The sequence below is a fragment of the Shewanella vaxholmensis genome (assembly GCF_031932135.1).
Taxonomy (GTDB): Bacteria; Pseudomonadota; Gammaproteobacteria; order Enterobacterales; family Shewanellaceae; genus Shewanella; species Shewanella hafniensis.
The window spans coordinates 197252-212272 of the sequence record NZ_JAUOEV010000004.1 but is presented as its reverse complement, the minus strand read 5'-3'; the positions used below and the strand labels follow the sequence as shown (position 1 = coordinate 212272).

The 15021-nt window shown below is 47.2% G+C and carries 14 protein-coding genes; 6 read left to right on the top strand and 8 right to left on the bottom strand.

The annotated features are described in order from the left end of the window. Nucleotides 1-187 precede the first annotated feature (187 nt). Complete coding sequence (locus Q4Q46_RS05995) at nucleotides 188-619, top strand: Lrp/AsnC family transcriptional regulator (RefSeq protein WP_006079646.1); 432 nt, start codon at nucleotides 188-190, stop codon at nucleotides 617-619. Nucleotides 620-897: 278 nt separating this feature from the next. Here Q4Q46_RS05995 and nrfD read toward each other — a convergent pair whose 3' ends face one another. The 4 genes from nrfD to Q4Q46_RS05975 all read right to left on the bottom strand — a co-directional run bounded on the left by nrfD (nucleotide 898) and on the right by Q4Q46_RS05975 (nucleotide 3547). Beyond that, nucleotides 898-1839, bottom strand: coding sequence for a cytochrome c nitrite reductase subunit NrfD (gene nrfD, locus Q4Q46_RS05990; RefSeq protein WP_311905498.1), 942 nt, complete (start codon nucleotides 1837-1839; stop codon nucleotides 898-900). After that, nucleotides 1836-2522: a 4Fe-4S dicluster domain-containing protein gene (locus tag Q4Q46_RS05985; RefSeq protein WP_220591421.1), complete on the bottom strand. Its 687-nt coding sequence runs from the start codon at nucleotides 2520-2522 to the stop codon at nucleotides 1836-1838. The genes nrfD and Q4Q46_RS05985 overlap by 4 nt, the downstream gene beginning before the upstream one ends. Before the next feature lie 9 nt (nucleotides 2523-2531). Then, nucleotides 2532-2993 carry a nitrite reductase gene (locus Q4Q46_RS05980; RefSeq protein WP_107402906.1) on the bottom strand — a complete coding sequence of 154 codons (462 nt, stop codon included), beginning with the start codon at nucleotides 2991-2993 and terminating at the stop codon, nucleotides 2532-2534. Nucleotides 2994-3070: 77 nt separating this feature from the next. After that, on the bottom strand, nucleotides 3071-3547 hold the full coding sequence (locus Q4Q46_RS05975) for a DUF2726 domain-containing protein (RefSeq protein WP_006079641.1): 477 nt from the start codon (nucleotides 3545-3547) through the stop codon (nucleotides 3071-3073). Nucleotides 3548-3956: 409 nt separating this feature from the next. On the opposite strand from Q4Q46_RS05975, the gene Q4Q46_RS05970 reads away from it, so the two are divergent. The 5 genes from Q4Q46_RS05970 to menE all read left to right on the top strand — a co-directional run bounded on the left by Q4Q46_RS05970 (nucleotide 3957) and on the right by menE (nucleotide 10163). Further along, the gene (locus Q4Q46_RS05970; RefSeq protein ID WP_220591423.1) at nucleotides 3957-4925 is read left to right on the top strand and encodes a LysR family transcriptional regulator; all 969 of its coding nucleotides are present in this window, start codon (nucleotides 3957-3959) and stop codon (nucleotides 4923-4925) included. Nucleotides 4926-5106: 181 nt separating this feature from the next. Next, entirely contained in the window at nucleotides 5107-6828 is a 1722-nt protein-coding gene (gene menD / locus Q4Q46_RS05965) for a 2-succinyl-5-enolpyruvyl-6-hydroxy-3-cyclohexene-1-carboxylic-acid synthase (RefSeq protein WP_311905497.1), read from the top strand. Continuing rightward, nucleotides 6828-7622 carry a 2-succinyl-6-hydroxy-2,4-cyclohexadiene-1-carboxylate synthase gene (gene menH, locus Q4Q46_RS05960; protein WP_311905496.1) on the top strand — a complete coding sequence of 265 codons (795 nt, stop codon included), beginning with the start codon at nucleotides 6828-6830 and terminating at the stop codon, nucleotides 7620-7622. The genes menD and menH overlap by 1 nt, the downstream gene beginning before the upstream one ends. Nucleotides 7623-7649: 27 nt before the next feature. Continuing rightward, nucleotides 7650-8750, top strand: coding sequence for an o-succinylbenzoate synthase (menC, locus tag Q4Q46_RS05955; RefSeq protein WP_311905495.1), 1101 nt, complete (start codon nucleotides 7650-7652; stop codon nucleotides 8748-8750). Then, nucleotides 8751-10163, top strand: coding sequence for an o-succinylbenzoate--CoA ligase (gene menE / locus Q4Q46_RS05950; RefSeq protein WP_311905494.1), 1413 nt, complete (start codon nucleotides 8751-8753; stop codon nucleotides 10161-10163). A 100-nt stretch (nucleotides 10164-10263) separates the two neighbouring features. On the opposite strand, the gene rpoH is transcribed toward menE, so the two are convergent. The 4 genes from rpoH to ftsY all read right to left on the bottom strand — a co-directional run bounded on the left by rpoH (nucleotide 10264) and on the right by ftsY (nucleotide 14908). Beyond that, nucleotides 10264-11121 carry an RNA polymerase sigma factor RpoH gene (gene rpoH, locus Q4Q46_RS05945; protein ID WP_006079635.1) on the bottom strand — a complete coding sequence of 286 codons (858 nt, stop codon included), beginning with the start codon at nucleotides 11119-11121 and terminating at the stop codon, nucleotides 10264-10266. Between the two features lie 224 nt (nucleotides 11122-11345). After that, entirely contained in the window at nucleotides 11346-12311 is a 966-nt protein-coding gene (gene ftsX / locus Q4Q46_RS05940) for a permease-like cell division protein FtsX (RefSeq protein ID WP_006079633.1), read from the bottom strand. Beyond that, nucleotides 12308-13021: a cell division ATP-binding protein FtsE gene (gene ftsE, locus Q4Q46_RS05935; RefSeq protein ID WP_006079632.1), complete on the bottom strand. Its 714-nt coding sequence runs from the start codon at nucleotides 13019-13021 to the stop codon at nucleotides 12308-12310. The genes ftsX and ftsE overlap by 4 nt, the downstream gene beginning before the upstream one ends. A gap of 3 nt (nucleotides 13022-13024) precedes the next feature. After that, on the bottom strand, nucleotides 13025-14908 hold the full coding sequence (gene ftsY / locus Q4Q46_RS05930; protein ID WP_081248408.1) for a signal recognition particle-docking protein FtsY: 1884 nt from the start codon (nucleotides 14906-14908) through the stop codon (nucleotides 13025-13027). Between the last annotated feature and the right edge of the window lie 113 nt (nucleotides 14909-15021).

Below are 15021 nucleotides of genomic sequence, written 5' to 3'. Positions count from 1 at the left end.
AATTTCAGTGTTCTCTACGTCCAATACCGGCAAAATCACGGCAAATAGCGTTATTTCCATCAAAATGACGGCCAGCTTAAGGTGTGGTGAAATTATAAGCTCAAATACTCAGTCAATTCTGTTGCCATTCAAACCAATGCCAAAATTGCACACAGATCCAATATAGCCATTTTCACTGGAGTCACCCTTGGATAAATTCGATACCGCCATCATTCATAGTTTGCGTCAGGATGCACGCCAGAGCGTGTCGAATATTGCCGAACAAGTGAACCTTTCCCGCAGCGCGGTAGCCGAGCGGATTAAAAAACTCGAACAGACTGGGGTGATCCGTGGCTATCAAGTGCTCTTGAGTGAGTCGCAAAAAGAAGGGGTGTCGGCTTATTTCGAAATCCAGCATCAATGTCCACGTTGCGCCGACGTAGTACACGTATTCCAAGCGATCCCCGAAGTGATCACTTGCCGTGGTATTTCCGGTGATATGGATTTACTCGTGTACGTGCATGCACCCTCAATGCGCCGCCTGCATGAGATCCGTGAATATATCGACACTCACACAGATATCATCAAGATCAAAACCCATGTAGTGATGAGTGAGTGGATTAATAATTTAGGCGAGTAACTTAAATCGAGTGGCCCTAAAGCAAGAAACGCCACCCTAAGGAATAGAGGTGGCGAGGCCCATTTGGAGGCAGGGCAAAATATTGAAGTGTAAAATATGGCATCCTTGCCCAGCGACCTCCCTGTTACACAACCAACCGCGACTAGACTTACCCCTTGAGAGCTCAGCCAGCGCCGCAAGGGCCTCATCTACAATGTTTTCCTTTGACATTGTTTCCGCGATCCGTCGATTTCCTTGATTATTATCATCTTGTTCGTCTTGAATGAAGCGTTCGCACCTTAAGCGATCGTCATTTGTCCTGTGTACAGTATGAAGTTACGTAGCAATAACACCCCGATTAAGCTCAAGCAAGCCGTCCCTGCTACATAAGCCCATTTGCGTTTCGACGTCGTAGTCATAAACAGGTTCATCGCTAACGGGCCTGATAAACCGAGTCCGATAATCCCTACCCAGAAAATCCAGCCCCAGAAGCCATAACCTAAAGCATTAAAGGCGGCAATTTTACTCTGTCCACCTGTTAGTACTAAGCCCATAAAGAAGGTAAAAATCAGCACGATTTCGACTAAAATTAGTGGAATTTCAACCTTGTGGATAAAGTGCACCTCTTTGTCATTCGGTTTGCCATTCATCAACACGCCACCGAGTAAAGAAGATGCCGCGCCGGAAGACAGCCCAGATGCCAAGAACAGTAAAGGCAGCACAGGATTTTTCAGCATGGGATAACCAGGTAACGCCGATAACAAGAAGCCGGTATACGCGCCCAATGCTAAGGATAGAATCACCAGTAATCCCGTGATCGTCGCCTCAAACCGAGCTAGCAAAGCCGTCAGCTTAAGGACGATAGGGAAACGCGATTCACACCAAGCATCGACAGGTTTGCGGAAAGTTAACCCAATCCACATAAACATAAACACTTGGTAAATCAGCAGAATCAGTACGCCCATCGACATCACAGATTTAGGATTGTAGAACACCAAAATCTTCCAGAAATCGAGGGGTTTAGTTAAATCTGCGACCAATATGCCTAAGCCCGCCATTACGGCGACTGGGGCGACAATACAGGCGGCACGTATAAAACCAGACTGATAGGCGTTTTGCTTCAAAACAAAATGTTTCAACAGTACGGCAAAGAACATAGCCCCTGCTGATACACCCGCTAAAAACAGGTAAATTGCAATCGGCCAATGCCAGACTAAGGTATCAAAATGTAGGGCACTCATAGTATCACCTCCCCGGATTTTGCCAGGATACGGAACAACTTAGGTCGCGTTCCGAGGGCGACTTTCGCGCGTTGAGTTGGATTAGCACGCAGCACTTGTACTAACTCGGACGTCGGATCTTTTAAATTACCGAACACTAACGCCTTAGTTGGACAAGCCTCAACGCAGGCAGGCTGTTTACCTTGCGCAAGATTCGTCTCACGGCAGAAATCACACTTATCCGCCGCGTGGGTGACTGGATTAATAAAACGAATTTTGTAAGGGCAAGCCGCAATACAATATTGGCAGCCGACACATTTCCACGCATTGACTGACACTATGCCGGTTTCTTTATCAATAAAGGCAGCCCCCGTTGGGCAGACGTTGACACAAGGTGCATCTTCACAATGCTGGCAAGAAACACGGCTAAAGTGATAATACTCATTCGGATACTCACCGAACGGTCCAGTTTGCTCAATCCTGACCCGTGAAACCCCTTCTGGCACTTGATTGGTTTCACGACATGCCACTTCACATGCGCGGCAACCAATACACTTAGCTTCATCATGAATCATCGCATATTTAATATCTGACTCTGCTTTAACACTATCAGATGCATTCACTGTGGCGAGCAGTGATGCGCCCGTAGCGCCAGCAAATAAGGCACATGTGCCTTTTAGAAATCTTCTTTTTGAATTTTCCATAACCTACCCCTACTGGCCACTATGGCAATTGCGGCACAGCTCACTGCGAACTTTTGGCGTCATATCCGCCATAGGTTCGGTTGGGCTATGTAATTTATGACAGGCGGCACAGGGCACTTTTTGTGCATGCACATTATGCGTCCACTCGGTTTCACCCAGTTTTCGCTGTGTATGGCACTTGTGACAAACGGCGAGCTGAGTATCAAGCTCCGAGCCATCTTTCAGACCAAACACCACGATATCATTCGGCTTTTTAGGGTGGTCGCCTTTTTCGCCATGACAGGTTGAACAGGTCATTTTCATCGCATCTTGGCCGTGATGCCCTAACATTTGACCGTTACGTTTGTGACACTTCATACAACTCATGTCACTGTTAATTTGAAGGGCCGACTCGGCACTTGTCGCACCAAAGCTTAAAAGCAATGCAATTGCACCCAAGCGAATCGACCACAGCCATTGTCTTTTGGACATAGGGAGTCCTCACATTTATTTGGGGAAGGAAGAAGAGGAGTGTCAGGGTTCGGAGTTACCCGAACCCGACGGTCGGATCAGACGGCTAACGCTTGCTTTAGGCTTTGTGTATCCCACTGTTTATGTTGGTTCATTTCAATAAAGTTGATATTGAACTTACTAAACAGCTTTTTCATTGGCGAGTTGTGTTCTTTACCAAAATCACTGATCACCATTTTCACTTCAGATGAGTCATGATCTATTAACACATAGTCTAGTCGGCACTCGTGATTTAAATCAGCATCATGCTGGTCCATTTCAAATACAGTGTCTAGCGGGACATTACAACAAACATCGTATTTGCCTTCCACTACGGTTTTTAAAGATTTAAAAAAGTTAAAACTTTGTTTATCGAACAGTACTGGTTTAAGTTTCATTTCATGATGTTCTGCCTCATCTGGGCCCGCTTTAAAAAACTTAATGCAGGTCATGACGAACATGACAAAAACAAATGGCACTGCTACAAACAGCACGAAATACATAAACGCATAGCTGAGAATGACTGAAGTATTCATAACGCCTCCAATAACCTATTTATTTTTTGTTATCTCTTTTAACGCAACTTTAGTATTAACGTGAAGCGTTTTATTTTTTTTGACCAAGATCACATTTAACAATGGCAATTTAATAATAAACAACAAGTTAAGAATTCGATCTCATTACCATTTAGCGCAAATCTTGAATGTAAAAATAGATAATTGATAATCGCCAATGTGAAATTCAATTAAATGAATTTCACCTTTTAAAATTCCAAATTTATCTTTATCACATTTTTAAATATAAAAAACATTAAATCTAAAAACGACACTAGCAGACTGCGATATTATAGTTTTGAAGTTGAGATATGTTTCACATTAAATTTATTTAATGACGCCATAATTAATCGTTCTTTAAAGTATTTGCTCGATAAGAGGGATATAAAAAATGCACATTAGTAACATGGATGGCCTGGATATTCTGAGTTTGAAAATACTCGTTTCATTATATGAGAACAAGTCTGCAACTTATGTATCTAAGGCCCTTGATATTCCGGCTCCTAAAATAAGTCGTAGCCTTAAAAATCTACGGGAAATTTTTGGTGATGAACTTTTCATTCGTCGTAAATACGGACTATTCCCTAATGAGTTTGCGACCCATTTATATCCAATCGCGAAAGAAGCCATTGAATGTACTGATAAGTTTCATAAGGCCAGAGCCGCAAATGCTAACTTAGTAAAGACGCATATAGAAATTGCAGCTCCCGGCTTAATTGCTTACGCTTTTCCGAAAGCATTAATGCAAGCCATTAAAGATGAACAGAAGCTGATGCACATTAATATCACGCCTTGGTCTATGCACACGACCCAAGATATTGTTAACGGCGATACTACACTGGGCATTTGCTGTAATAAAAGTACGGCAGATGTGGCCGCCTTTGGTGATAAACTCCTGACGACCACTTTGCAACGCATGGATAAGGTTTACCTTATTGCGAGCCGTAATCATCCTATTTTCAAACGAGAAATTACTTTAGAGACGATTGCAGAATATCCCTACGTCAATACCGACCTCGGTAATCCCAGCTCTAAGCTCAGTCCTTACCAAGAGTTTTGCCTGAAGAGCAACATTAAACTCAATACTGAAATTACCATTACCAGTATTTCAAGTTTGTTTGAATACCTAGGTGAAAGTCAGGCGCTGTCGTTATTACCCTACCGCGTGGTTTACGAGATGGTGAGTGATGTGGCTGAGCTGCACACATGCCAACTGTCACAACACGAAGCCGAACGTTTATATGCTCATACTGAAGCGCCAACCATTTTCTTAGTGCAAAAAAATCAGCCAAGCAAAGTGAGTGATGATTTAGTGTGGCTAAGTGGGCAAATTAAAAAGATTGTTGACCATATTATTTAGCCCAAAGCCGCTTACGCAACGCTTAGATTAGCCACTGTACAGAGGTGATAGGCATCCCCTGCCTTAGCTTAGGCTCCACCTCAGCTCCCACACAAACCCGCCGAGAATTGTTAAGCCAAGCATACATCTTGGAGCATAAACACGTTACACTAAGCCCATCTTTATCCTAATAGATTCAGCTATGCGGACCGAAAATACAGCCACTCTTAATCTTATTTGGGGCGCACTTATTCTTGAGGAGTTAGCACGTCTTGGTGTGCAACATGTGTGTATGGCACCGGGCTCGCGCTCGACGCCGTTAACCCTCGCCGCCGCCCAGCAAACTAAACTCCAGCGTCACCTGCATTTTGACGAACGTGGACTCGGCTTTATGGCCTTAGGTCTGGCAAAAGCCAGCCGCGCACCGGTCGCTATCATCACCACCTCGGGCACCGCCGTCGCCAACTTGTATCCTGCGATTGTTGAAGCTTGGCTAACCCATGTGCCTTTGATCGTCTTAAGCGGCGATCGTCCGCCGGAATTACTCGGCTGCGGTGCCAATCAAGCCATAGTCCAACCGGGGATTTTTGCGAATTACGCCACCCAAGTTAATTTGCCAACGCCGGACATGCATATCGCACCGCAGGCATTGCTCACCACAGTGGATGAAGCAGTGGCGAATCAAACTCGTCCGGTGCACATCAACTGCATGTACCGTGAGCCCTTGTATCCGAGTGAACTCGGTGGCGCGATTCTCGATGCCGAATCACCCTACCTCAAACCATTGCAAACTTGGCTGCAGCTCGCCCGCCCATATACCCAATATGGTAAGTGCAAACAACTGAGCAGCCCCAGTGACGATGCCATCATGCGGTTCGTCCACGGTAAAGGCGTGATCGTTGTCGGCACTCTCACGCCTGAGCAAGATCCACAGCAGCTTATCGCGTTATCGCAAAAAATTGGCTGGCCTTTGCTTACCGATGCCCAGTCGCAACTGCGCCAACATCCCGCGGCAATAGGCAACATCGACCAACTGCTGCAACATCCAAGGGCACGCAATCTATTACAGGAAGCGGATCGCGTACTCGTATTTGGCGGCCGTTTATTATCAAAACGGGTGATAGGCTATCTCGCCGAGCAAAATTGGCATAGCTATTGGCAGGTGTTACCAGAACAAGACAGGCTTGACCCGAGCCACAATGCGAAGCACATTTGGCATGCCAATGCAGAGCAGTTTGCGGCCTTGAACTGGTATCGTTCATCCTCGGCAAACTGGGCGAATACCTTAATCACCTATAACGATGAATTGCATAACTTATTTGTGCGCAATATAGATCAAGGGGAATTTGGTGAAGCGCAGGTGATACGCGCTATCGCCAACACTCGTCCCTTAGAACAGCAGCTTTTTATCGGCAACAGCCTGCCTGTACGCTTGTACGACATGTACGCCCCTGTCAGTTGCTGCACAGCGACCACTTATACCAACCGTGGCGCCTCTGGTATTGACGGCTTGCTCGCCACCGCTTGCGGCATTGCGGCCCACGAAGGCAAACCCACCAGTTTGATCATCGGTGATTTATCGCAATTGCACGATCTTAACTCGCTGGCCATCGCCAAAGGCTTAAGCAGCCCGCTGGTGATCGTGATCCTCAATAACGATGGTGGCAATATTTTTAACTTATTACCGGTTCCCAATGAACAAGTCCGCAGTGATTATTATCGACTCAGCCACGGCTTAGAATTTGGCTACGCCGCAGCCATGTTTAATTTGCCCTATAATCAAGTGGATAATTTAGCCGATTTTCAAGATAGTTATAATGAAGCGCTGGATTTTCAGGGGGCTTCGATCATTGAAGTCAATGTGAGCCAAAACCAAGCCAGCGACCAAATCGCCGCGCTCAACCTTTGGGTGAAACAAAGCTAATGCCAACCATGGCCCGTTACGGCGATCCTTCACTACCGACCTTAGTGCTACTGCATGGCTTTTTGGGTACTAAGGCCGACTGGTTGCCGTTCATGCCTGCGCTAAGCCAGCACTTCCATTGTATTTGCTTAGATCTGCCGGGCCATGGAGATAATCAAGCTGAAGGGTCGACTGAAGCTAAACTCGATTTCGACTTTTGCGTCGAAAACATAATAGCGCGGCTCGATAGCCTTAATCCAAGTCCCGAACCGTTTCATCTCTACGGTTATTCCTTAGGCGGGCGAATTGCCTTGCACCTTGCAAAAGCCTATCCGCAGCGCTTGCTAAGTTTGAACCTCGAGTCTTGCCATCCGGGGCTCGCAGACCCGCAAGAAAAAACGACCAGAACCAAGAATGATGCCCAGTGGGCCGAGCGTTTATTGCATCTGGCTAGCAAAGATTTTTTAAACTTGTGGTATCAGCAGCCCGTGTTTGCCGACATGACTGCGACCAAACGTAAAGCCTTAATTGAGCAGAGATCTGCCGTCTTAGATCGGCATCCTAAGCAGCTGCTTAAAGAGATATTCTTAGCCACTTCACTTGCGCGCCAAGCATCGATGTGGGATGTGCCTTCGCAGCTTGCCTGTGAATGCCATTTCTTTGCGGGCAGCCAAGATGCCAAGTTTCACGCCCTCGCCCAAGAGTGGCAATTACACGCACCTATTCTAGTCCACAGTATTAGCGACGCCGGACACAACATACACCAAGCAGCTCCCGAGGCATTAATCACAAAAATAGTTAAGCTGCTTGGGTAAATAACAGAATTAAAATGTAGGAAATATATGATCTTAACTTCGCTTAACCTGTATCAATATCGGCTACCGCTCGATGTATTATTGCCCGTAGGCAAGCAACGCATCGACCACAGGGCTGGATTAGTATTGCAAGCCTGCGCCAGCGCTAATGTTGGTGGCGAATACAGACAAGTCGAAGTTGAAATCGCCCCACTCTCTGGCATAGATATCGATGAACAAGTCTTAGTGGGATTTAGCCGCGAAACACTGGCTCAAGTGCAAACGGCGTTAACTGAGTTATTACCCCTACTCTGCGGTCTGCATATCGATACCCTGCTGGATTACGCCGAGCAAAGTCCTTACCCTTCCTTGGCCTTTGGTTTAAGTCTGTTGCATGCCAAGTTAATGGGTAAGCTCGATGCTATCCGCCCACAAACTGCCACAGTCCCTTTGATTTATCATCCAACGGATGCGGGCAAAGACTTGCTCGATAACAAAGTTGCGGCGCTCGGCATGCATGTTCAGTCGGTGAAAGTTAAAGTCGCGCAGACCTCAATCGAAGACGAACTGAGCCTGATTTATGGCATTTTACGCACCCGCCCCGATCTCAAGCTACGTTTAGACGCAAACCGAGGGTTTACACTGGAACAAGCCATCGAATTTGCCGCTTGTTTGCCCCTAGACACCATCGAATACATAGAGGAACCTTGCCAGAATCCACAGGATAATCTGGAATTTTATCAAGCGATTGGCATGCCCTACGCCCTCGATGAATCGCTTAACGATCCCGATTATCAGTTTGCAATGCAAAATGGACTGACTGCGCTTGTCATCAAACCTATGCTGCTCGGCAGTATTGAAAAGCTAGCTAACTTAATCGAGACGGCGCAAAGCTATGGCGTGCGTTGCATTATCAGTTCGAGTCTTGAAAGCAGTTTAGGCATTAGCGATCTGGCCCATTTAGCCGCGATTCTCACGCCCGATGAAATCCCAGGACTCGATACCCTCAGCGCCTTTAGCCAAGATTTAGTCGTGTCATCGGGTAAAAAACACTGCCTCTCACTGGCGCAACTTGAGCCCGTTGCACAACACGCCATTGATTCAACGCAGCAAAGTGATTTGGGTGCAGCCAAGCGTGAGGAAAACTAGTTGCCTGACAACCGCCTATCACAGTCGCTAGCATTGTCACCCGTGCACCAAGCCGCGCTGGCGTTTCCACAGCAGACGGCCATCAAGTTGGCGGGACAAGACATTCGTTACTCTGAGCTTAGTCAACGCGTTATCGCACTGGCTCAGCAGCTAAGAGCAGCAGGCATCGCAGAGGGTGAGCCACTCGCCTGCATTTCATTGAATAATCTCGAGATGATTTGCCTCTATTGGGCCTGCATCGATATCGGGGCGATCTTTTTTCCTATCTCACCTCGTTTTCCTCTCGCGCAGATCCAAGGTTTAATCGATGAACATCAGATCCGCTATGTTTGGCGTGCTGAGATTTCTGATCTGCAGAATTGCAGCCAATTAGCCTTAGATTTTAATCGCCTCAGCAACGAGCTAGCTCAGCCTGTCGATATTACCCGCCCTGCCAATGTGATTTTAACGTCGGGTTCTAGCGGTTTTCCAAAAGCGGCGGTCCATTGCTTAGCCAACCATATTGCCAATGCCGAAGGGGCCCGCAGCTTAATCCCGCTCGAACAAGGTGGTGCTTGGCTGCTCTCCTTGCCATTATTCCATATTGGCGGTCTAGCGATATTGAACCGCTGTGCCTTAGTCGGTGCCACTGTTGTTATGCCAGACCAAGCGCTAAGTCTTAGTCAGCAAATTGACCAAGATAAGCTGACCCACCTCTCTTTGGTGCCAGCACAACTGAGCAAGTTATTAGCCGACACAAGCAGCAAACTTGAAAGCATCAAAGGCTTATTACTGGGTGGCGGCGCAGTCTCGATAGACTTACTCGCCGAGCTTAAGCTACGCAATATCGCCAGTTACACGAGTTACGGCATGACAGAAATGGGCTCGCAGATCACCACAGGTCACGCTTTTAGCGACGGCAGCAGTGGCAAATTACTCCCCAAGCGTGAGCTTAAAATCGAAGATGGTGTGATTTTGGTGCGCGGCGCATGCCTGTTTATGGGCTATCTCACCGCGGATGGAATACAAAAGTGCGTTGAACAAGACGGCTGGTTTTACACCAAAGACATGGGCGAATGGGACGAAAATGGTAATCTGCGCATTCATGGCCGCGTCGATAATATGTTTATCTGCGGCGGCGAAAACATCCAGCCAGAAGAAATCGAAGCCGCGCTTAAACTGCACCCACAAATAGACGATGCAATCGTTTTCGCCATACCAGATGTACAATTTGGCAATCTCCCTGCCGCCATCATTCGCGGCAGTTTAACTCATCTCACAGAGTCGATTGCCAATGAACTCGAATTGTTCCTCGCCGACAAAATCGCCCGCTTCAAACGCCCAAGACAGTATTATGTATGGCCAGAAAATCATGAGCAGGCAGGGCTGAAAGTAAATAGAAAAGCCTTGATAGCTAATCTTGTTAAACACTGATTTATCATCAACGTCATCAAGCCAAATTTCACCCATAAAAAAACCTGCCGTAGCAGGTTTTTTTATGGCTAAATCACTGTCACCTTAAACGTGATGCGACTTAGGCTTCCATGCAAGCTTTCAGCTTGTTCATGGCATTTTTCTCAAGTTGGCGAATACGTTCAGCCGACACTTGATAAGTCTCTGCAAGTTCTTGCAGTGTGGTTTTATCGTCATCTAACCAACGGGCGCGCAGAATATGCTGGCTGCGTTCGTCTAAGGTTTTGATGGCCGATAATAAACGACCTTGGGCATTCGATTCCCAATTATCGTTTTCAATGTTTTCCGCTAAATCCGATGAATGATCTTCCAAATAATGGACTGGAGCAAAATCATGCTCCTCGTCTTGATCATTGGTTAAATCAAATGCCGGATCTTGCGCAGCCATACGTGATTCCATTTCGGTCACATCGGCCTTAGATACACCTAAATTTTCAGCCACCATAGTGACTTCTGCATCGCTAAACCAACCTAAGCGTTTTTTCGCTTTACGGATGTTAAAGAACAACTTACGTTGCGCTTTAGTGGTAGCGACTTTAACTATGCGCCAGTTTTTAAGCACATATTCATGAATTTCAGCTTTGATCCAGTGCACAGCAAAAGACACTAGACGCACGCCAACATCGGGATCGAAGCGTTTAACCGCTTTCATCAAGCCTATGTTGCCTTCTTGGATCAGGTCTGCCTGTGGCAAACCATAGCCTGAATAGCCTTTAGCAACGTGCACTACAAAACGTAAGTGCGACATAATCAGTTGCTTCGCAGCTTGTAGATCACCAGTTTCCTGTAAACGCTTGGCCAACTCATACTCAGCCTCAGCGTCCAGCATGCTGATGCTAGTCACTGAATGGATATAAGCTTCTAGACTACTGGCGCCCTGTGGGACTGTCAGTGCCATTGATTGCGTTTGAAAGGTCATTCGCTCTCCTACATTTATCAGACTACTTACGAGTGCATTCTAAGGTTCAATAACAAAATACCCTAAGAATAAGCTCACGAACTATCGGCTAATTGACAGAGTATGTCAACCTCAGCTCGTTTGCGGATACCCTTTTTACCTCGCTGAAGTAGACATTGCAAGTGAACAAAAGTTCATTCCTCAGCATTTTTTTCATCACTTTTTTTAGTTTAATCGACTGATTATTATGAAGGTTCAATCGACCGTAAATGCTGGCGTACAGACAAATACGAACCTAACCAACCTAAAAATGACGCCAGTCCAACCAATTGCAGCAGTTCAGTAAAAGTGAGCGATTTCATCTCGAGCTGACTGCCATATAAGCCCAACAGCTCGGCAAGAGCCGAATCGAGATACCACACTAATAAGTTAATGATCAGCCAAGCCAATATGCCGCCAATCACCCCGTACCAAATCCCAGTGTAGAGGAATGGACGCTGAATAAAGGCTTCGGTTGCCCCAACCAGCTTCATCACTTCGATTTCGCTGCGTCGATTCATAATCGCTAAGCGAATCGTATTGCCTATCACTAAGACCACAGCCAGCACGAGTAATGCGGCAATCGCCATCACAGTGCGTTCAAGAAGACGCACTACCGCCTGTAACCGCTCTAGCCATTCGATATCTAAACGGCCAAAGCTAATCTCAGGCTCGCGCTCTAGCTTAGTTAACAGTTCACGGGCGCCCACTGGCGTTGAGTAACGCGGTGTAGGCGTAACGGTAATGACCGCTGGCAAAGGGTTTTTATCTAAATAGGCCAAGGCCTCACCAAAACCAGATAAGCGTTGAAACTCTTCTAGGGCTTGGTTTTTATCTATGTACTGCACTTTATCCACTTCGGAATAAGTCCGAATCCGTGTCAGCAGGCTCTGAATGGTTTGCTCGCTGCGATTGTCTTCGATAAACAAAGAGATCTCCGCAGCGCTGTTCCACGAGCTGGTAATGGTCTCAGCGTTTTTAACTAACACTTGCAATGCCGCAGGCAAACTCAGGCTCACACCTAATACCGCCATCGTCATCACGGAAGACACTGGGTTGCGCCAGAGTTCTCCCATACTCGCCATCGCTTGCTGTACGTGGCGAATAAAGAACATCACAATCCGCCCAGACAGAGGTAACTTACTGCGGGTTAATTTAGCGCTGTCGCTCATTGCCCTTCACCTCTATTCGTCGGCGCACGCGTATGCACGCTAGGATGCAACTCCTGTGCGCCCAGCATACGACCCTGTTTGAGGGTGAAAGTGCGATATTTCATCCGCGCGATTAAGCCTAAATCATGAGTAGCGATTAACACGCTGGTTCCTGCATCGTTGAAGGTTTCAAACAGACGCAAAATATCCATCGATAATTTAGGATCTAAGTTACCCGTTGGTTCATCGGCGAGCAGTAAGGGCGGCTTGTTCACAATTGCGCGGGCAATGCCGACGCGTTGCTGTTCACCGCCAGACAACATAATCGGGTTATGGCGTTCTTTGCCATATAAACCCACCATGTCGAGGGCGCCGGCCACTCGCTTACGGATTTCACCGTGGGAGAAACCTTCAATCACCAGCGGCAAGGCCACATTGTCGAACACGCTTCTGTCCATCAATAAGTGATGGTTTTGGAAAATCATGCCGATATTGCGACGCAAATAAGGCACATGTTTAGGGCTCACTTTGGCGATGTCGTGGCCATTGATGGCGACACGACCGGTCGTCGCCCGCTCGATAACCGTGATTAATTTCAACAGCGTACTTTTACCCGCACCTGAGTGGCCGGTTAAAAATGCCATTTCACCTTGTTGTAGATGAAAATTCACATCTTCCAGCGCCATTTGGCCGCCAGGATAAATCTTACTGACCTGCTGAAAATCAATCATAAATTAGCTATCCGCTTTTTCTTGAGTGAACAAGGCATCGATAAATTCTTTCGAATTAAAAGTACGCAAATCATCAATTTGCTCACCCACGCCTATGTAACGGATCGGAATATTAAACTTGTCGGCAATCGCAAAGACCACGCCGCCCTTAGCCGTTCCGTCTAACTTGCTGATGGTAATACCCGTTACACCTACGGCTTCTTGGAATAATTGCGCTTGGCTAATCGCATTTTGTCCCGTGCTCGCATCTAGTGTCAGCATGACCTCATGTGGCGTATCAGGGTCGAGCTTTTTCATCACTCGCACCACTTTCTTCAATTCTTCCATCAAGTGCGCTTTGTTTTGCAGGCGACCCGCAGTGTCGGCGATCAACACATCCACTTTACGGGCCTTGGCCGCTTGCAAAGCATCAAACAACACAGAGGCACTATCGGCACCCGTATGTTGGGCAATCACAGTAATATCATTACGTTGACCCCAAACCTGTAACTGTTCTACCGCAGCTGCACGGAAGGTATCGCCCGCGGCTAACATCACCGACTTACCTTGGCTCTGATATTGTTTGGCTAATTTGCCAATAGTGGTGGTTTTACCCACGCCATTAACGCCGACCATTAAGATCACAAATGGGCCATTTGCATTGTCTGGCACTAACGGAATAGCGACAGGATCGAGCGTCTTCTGCATTTCTTCCCGTAGCAAGTCATATAAAGCTTCAGCATCTTTCAATTGCTTACGCGATGCTTGCTCGGTCAAATTCTTGATCAAACGCGTGGTTGTTTCGACGCCAACGTCGGCGATTAATAACTGTTCTTCGAGTTCTTCAAACAGATCATCATCGATTTTCTTGCCGCGAAATAGACCAATAAAACCACTGCCAATATTCTCGCTAGTACGCATCAAGCCGCGTTTCAGACGAGCAAATAGCCCTTCTTTAACGGGTCTCGCCTGCGGCTCTGGTTGTAATTCAGTAACGGGCCCAGCGGTTTGCGTAGCTTCGGCCTGTTGTTGCGCTAACGCTTCTGCTTGCTCACGTGCTAATGCTTCAGCAGCGAGTTGCTCCGCAGCTAACGCTTCAGCGGCAGCTTGTTCGGCGGCAACACGAGCACGTTCAGCTTCTAACTGAGCTGCCGCCAGTCGTGCCGCTTCGGCTTGTTGCTCGGCTAAACGTTGAGCTTCGATTTGTGCTTGTTCGTAGTCAATTCGCTCGGCTTCAGCCTTGGCTTGCGCTTGGGCTAATTGCTCTGCAGCGGCTTTTTCAGCGGCTAAGTTATTTGCAGCAAGTTGTTCAGCTTCTAACTGAACTGCCGCCAGTCGTGCCGCTTCGGCTTGTTGTTCTGCTAAACGTTGAGCTTCGATTTGTGCTTGCTCTTGAGCAATACGCTCGGCTTCAGCCTTAGCTTGCGTTTGGGCTAATTGCTCTGCAGCGGCTTTTTCAGCGGCTAAGTTATTTGCAGCAAGTTGTTCAGCTTCTAACTGAGCTGCCGCCAGTCGTGCCGCTTCGGCCTGTTGTTCAGCTAAACGCTGGGCTTCAATTTGCGCTTGTTCTTGAGCAATACGCTCGGCTTGAACTTTCGCAAGTTGTTCCGCTTCTAACTGAGCCGCCGCCAGACGCGCCGCTTCGGCTTGTTGTTCGGCTAAACGCTGAGCTTCGATTGCAGCTTGTTCTTGGACAATACGCTCGGCTTGCGCCTGCTCGGCAGCTAACTGTTCTGCGGCCGCTTGAGCCTCTGCCTCAGCAGCTAAACGTTGCGCCTCTGCGCGTTCCTGTTCTAAACGCTCTGCTGCTTCAGTGTCTTGTGTTGGAGTAACAACTGGAGTTTCAGCGACGACCTCATCTTGTGACTTATCTTTACGAAACCAGGAGAAAAAACCTTTCTTTGCCATGTGTGATTCCAGCGCTCTACTTCAGTGTTGAATTTTGAATAAGACCCTGATGTTATACCAGATTGCCTCGGCAATTACGCCCAAAAAGTCGGCAATTAGCTAAGCTCACTCAG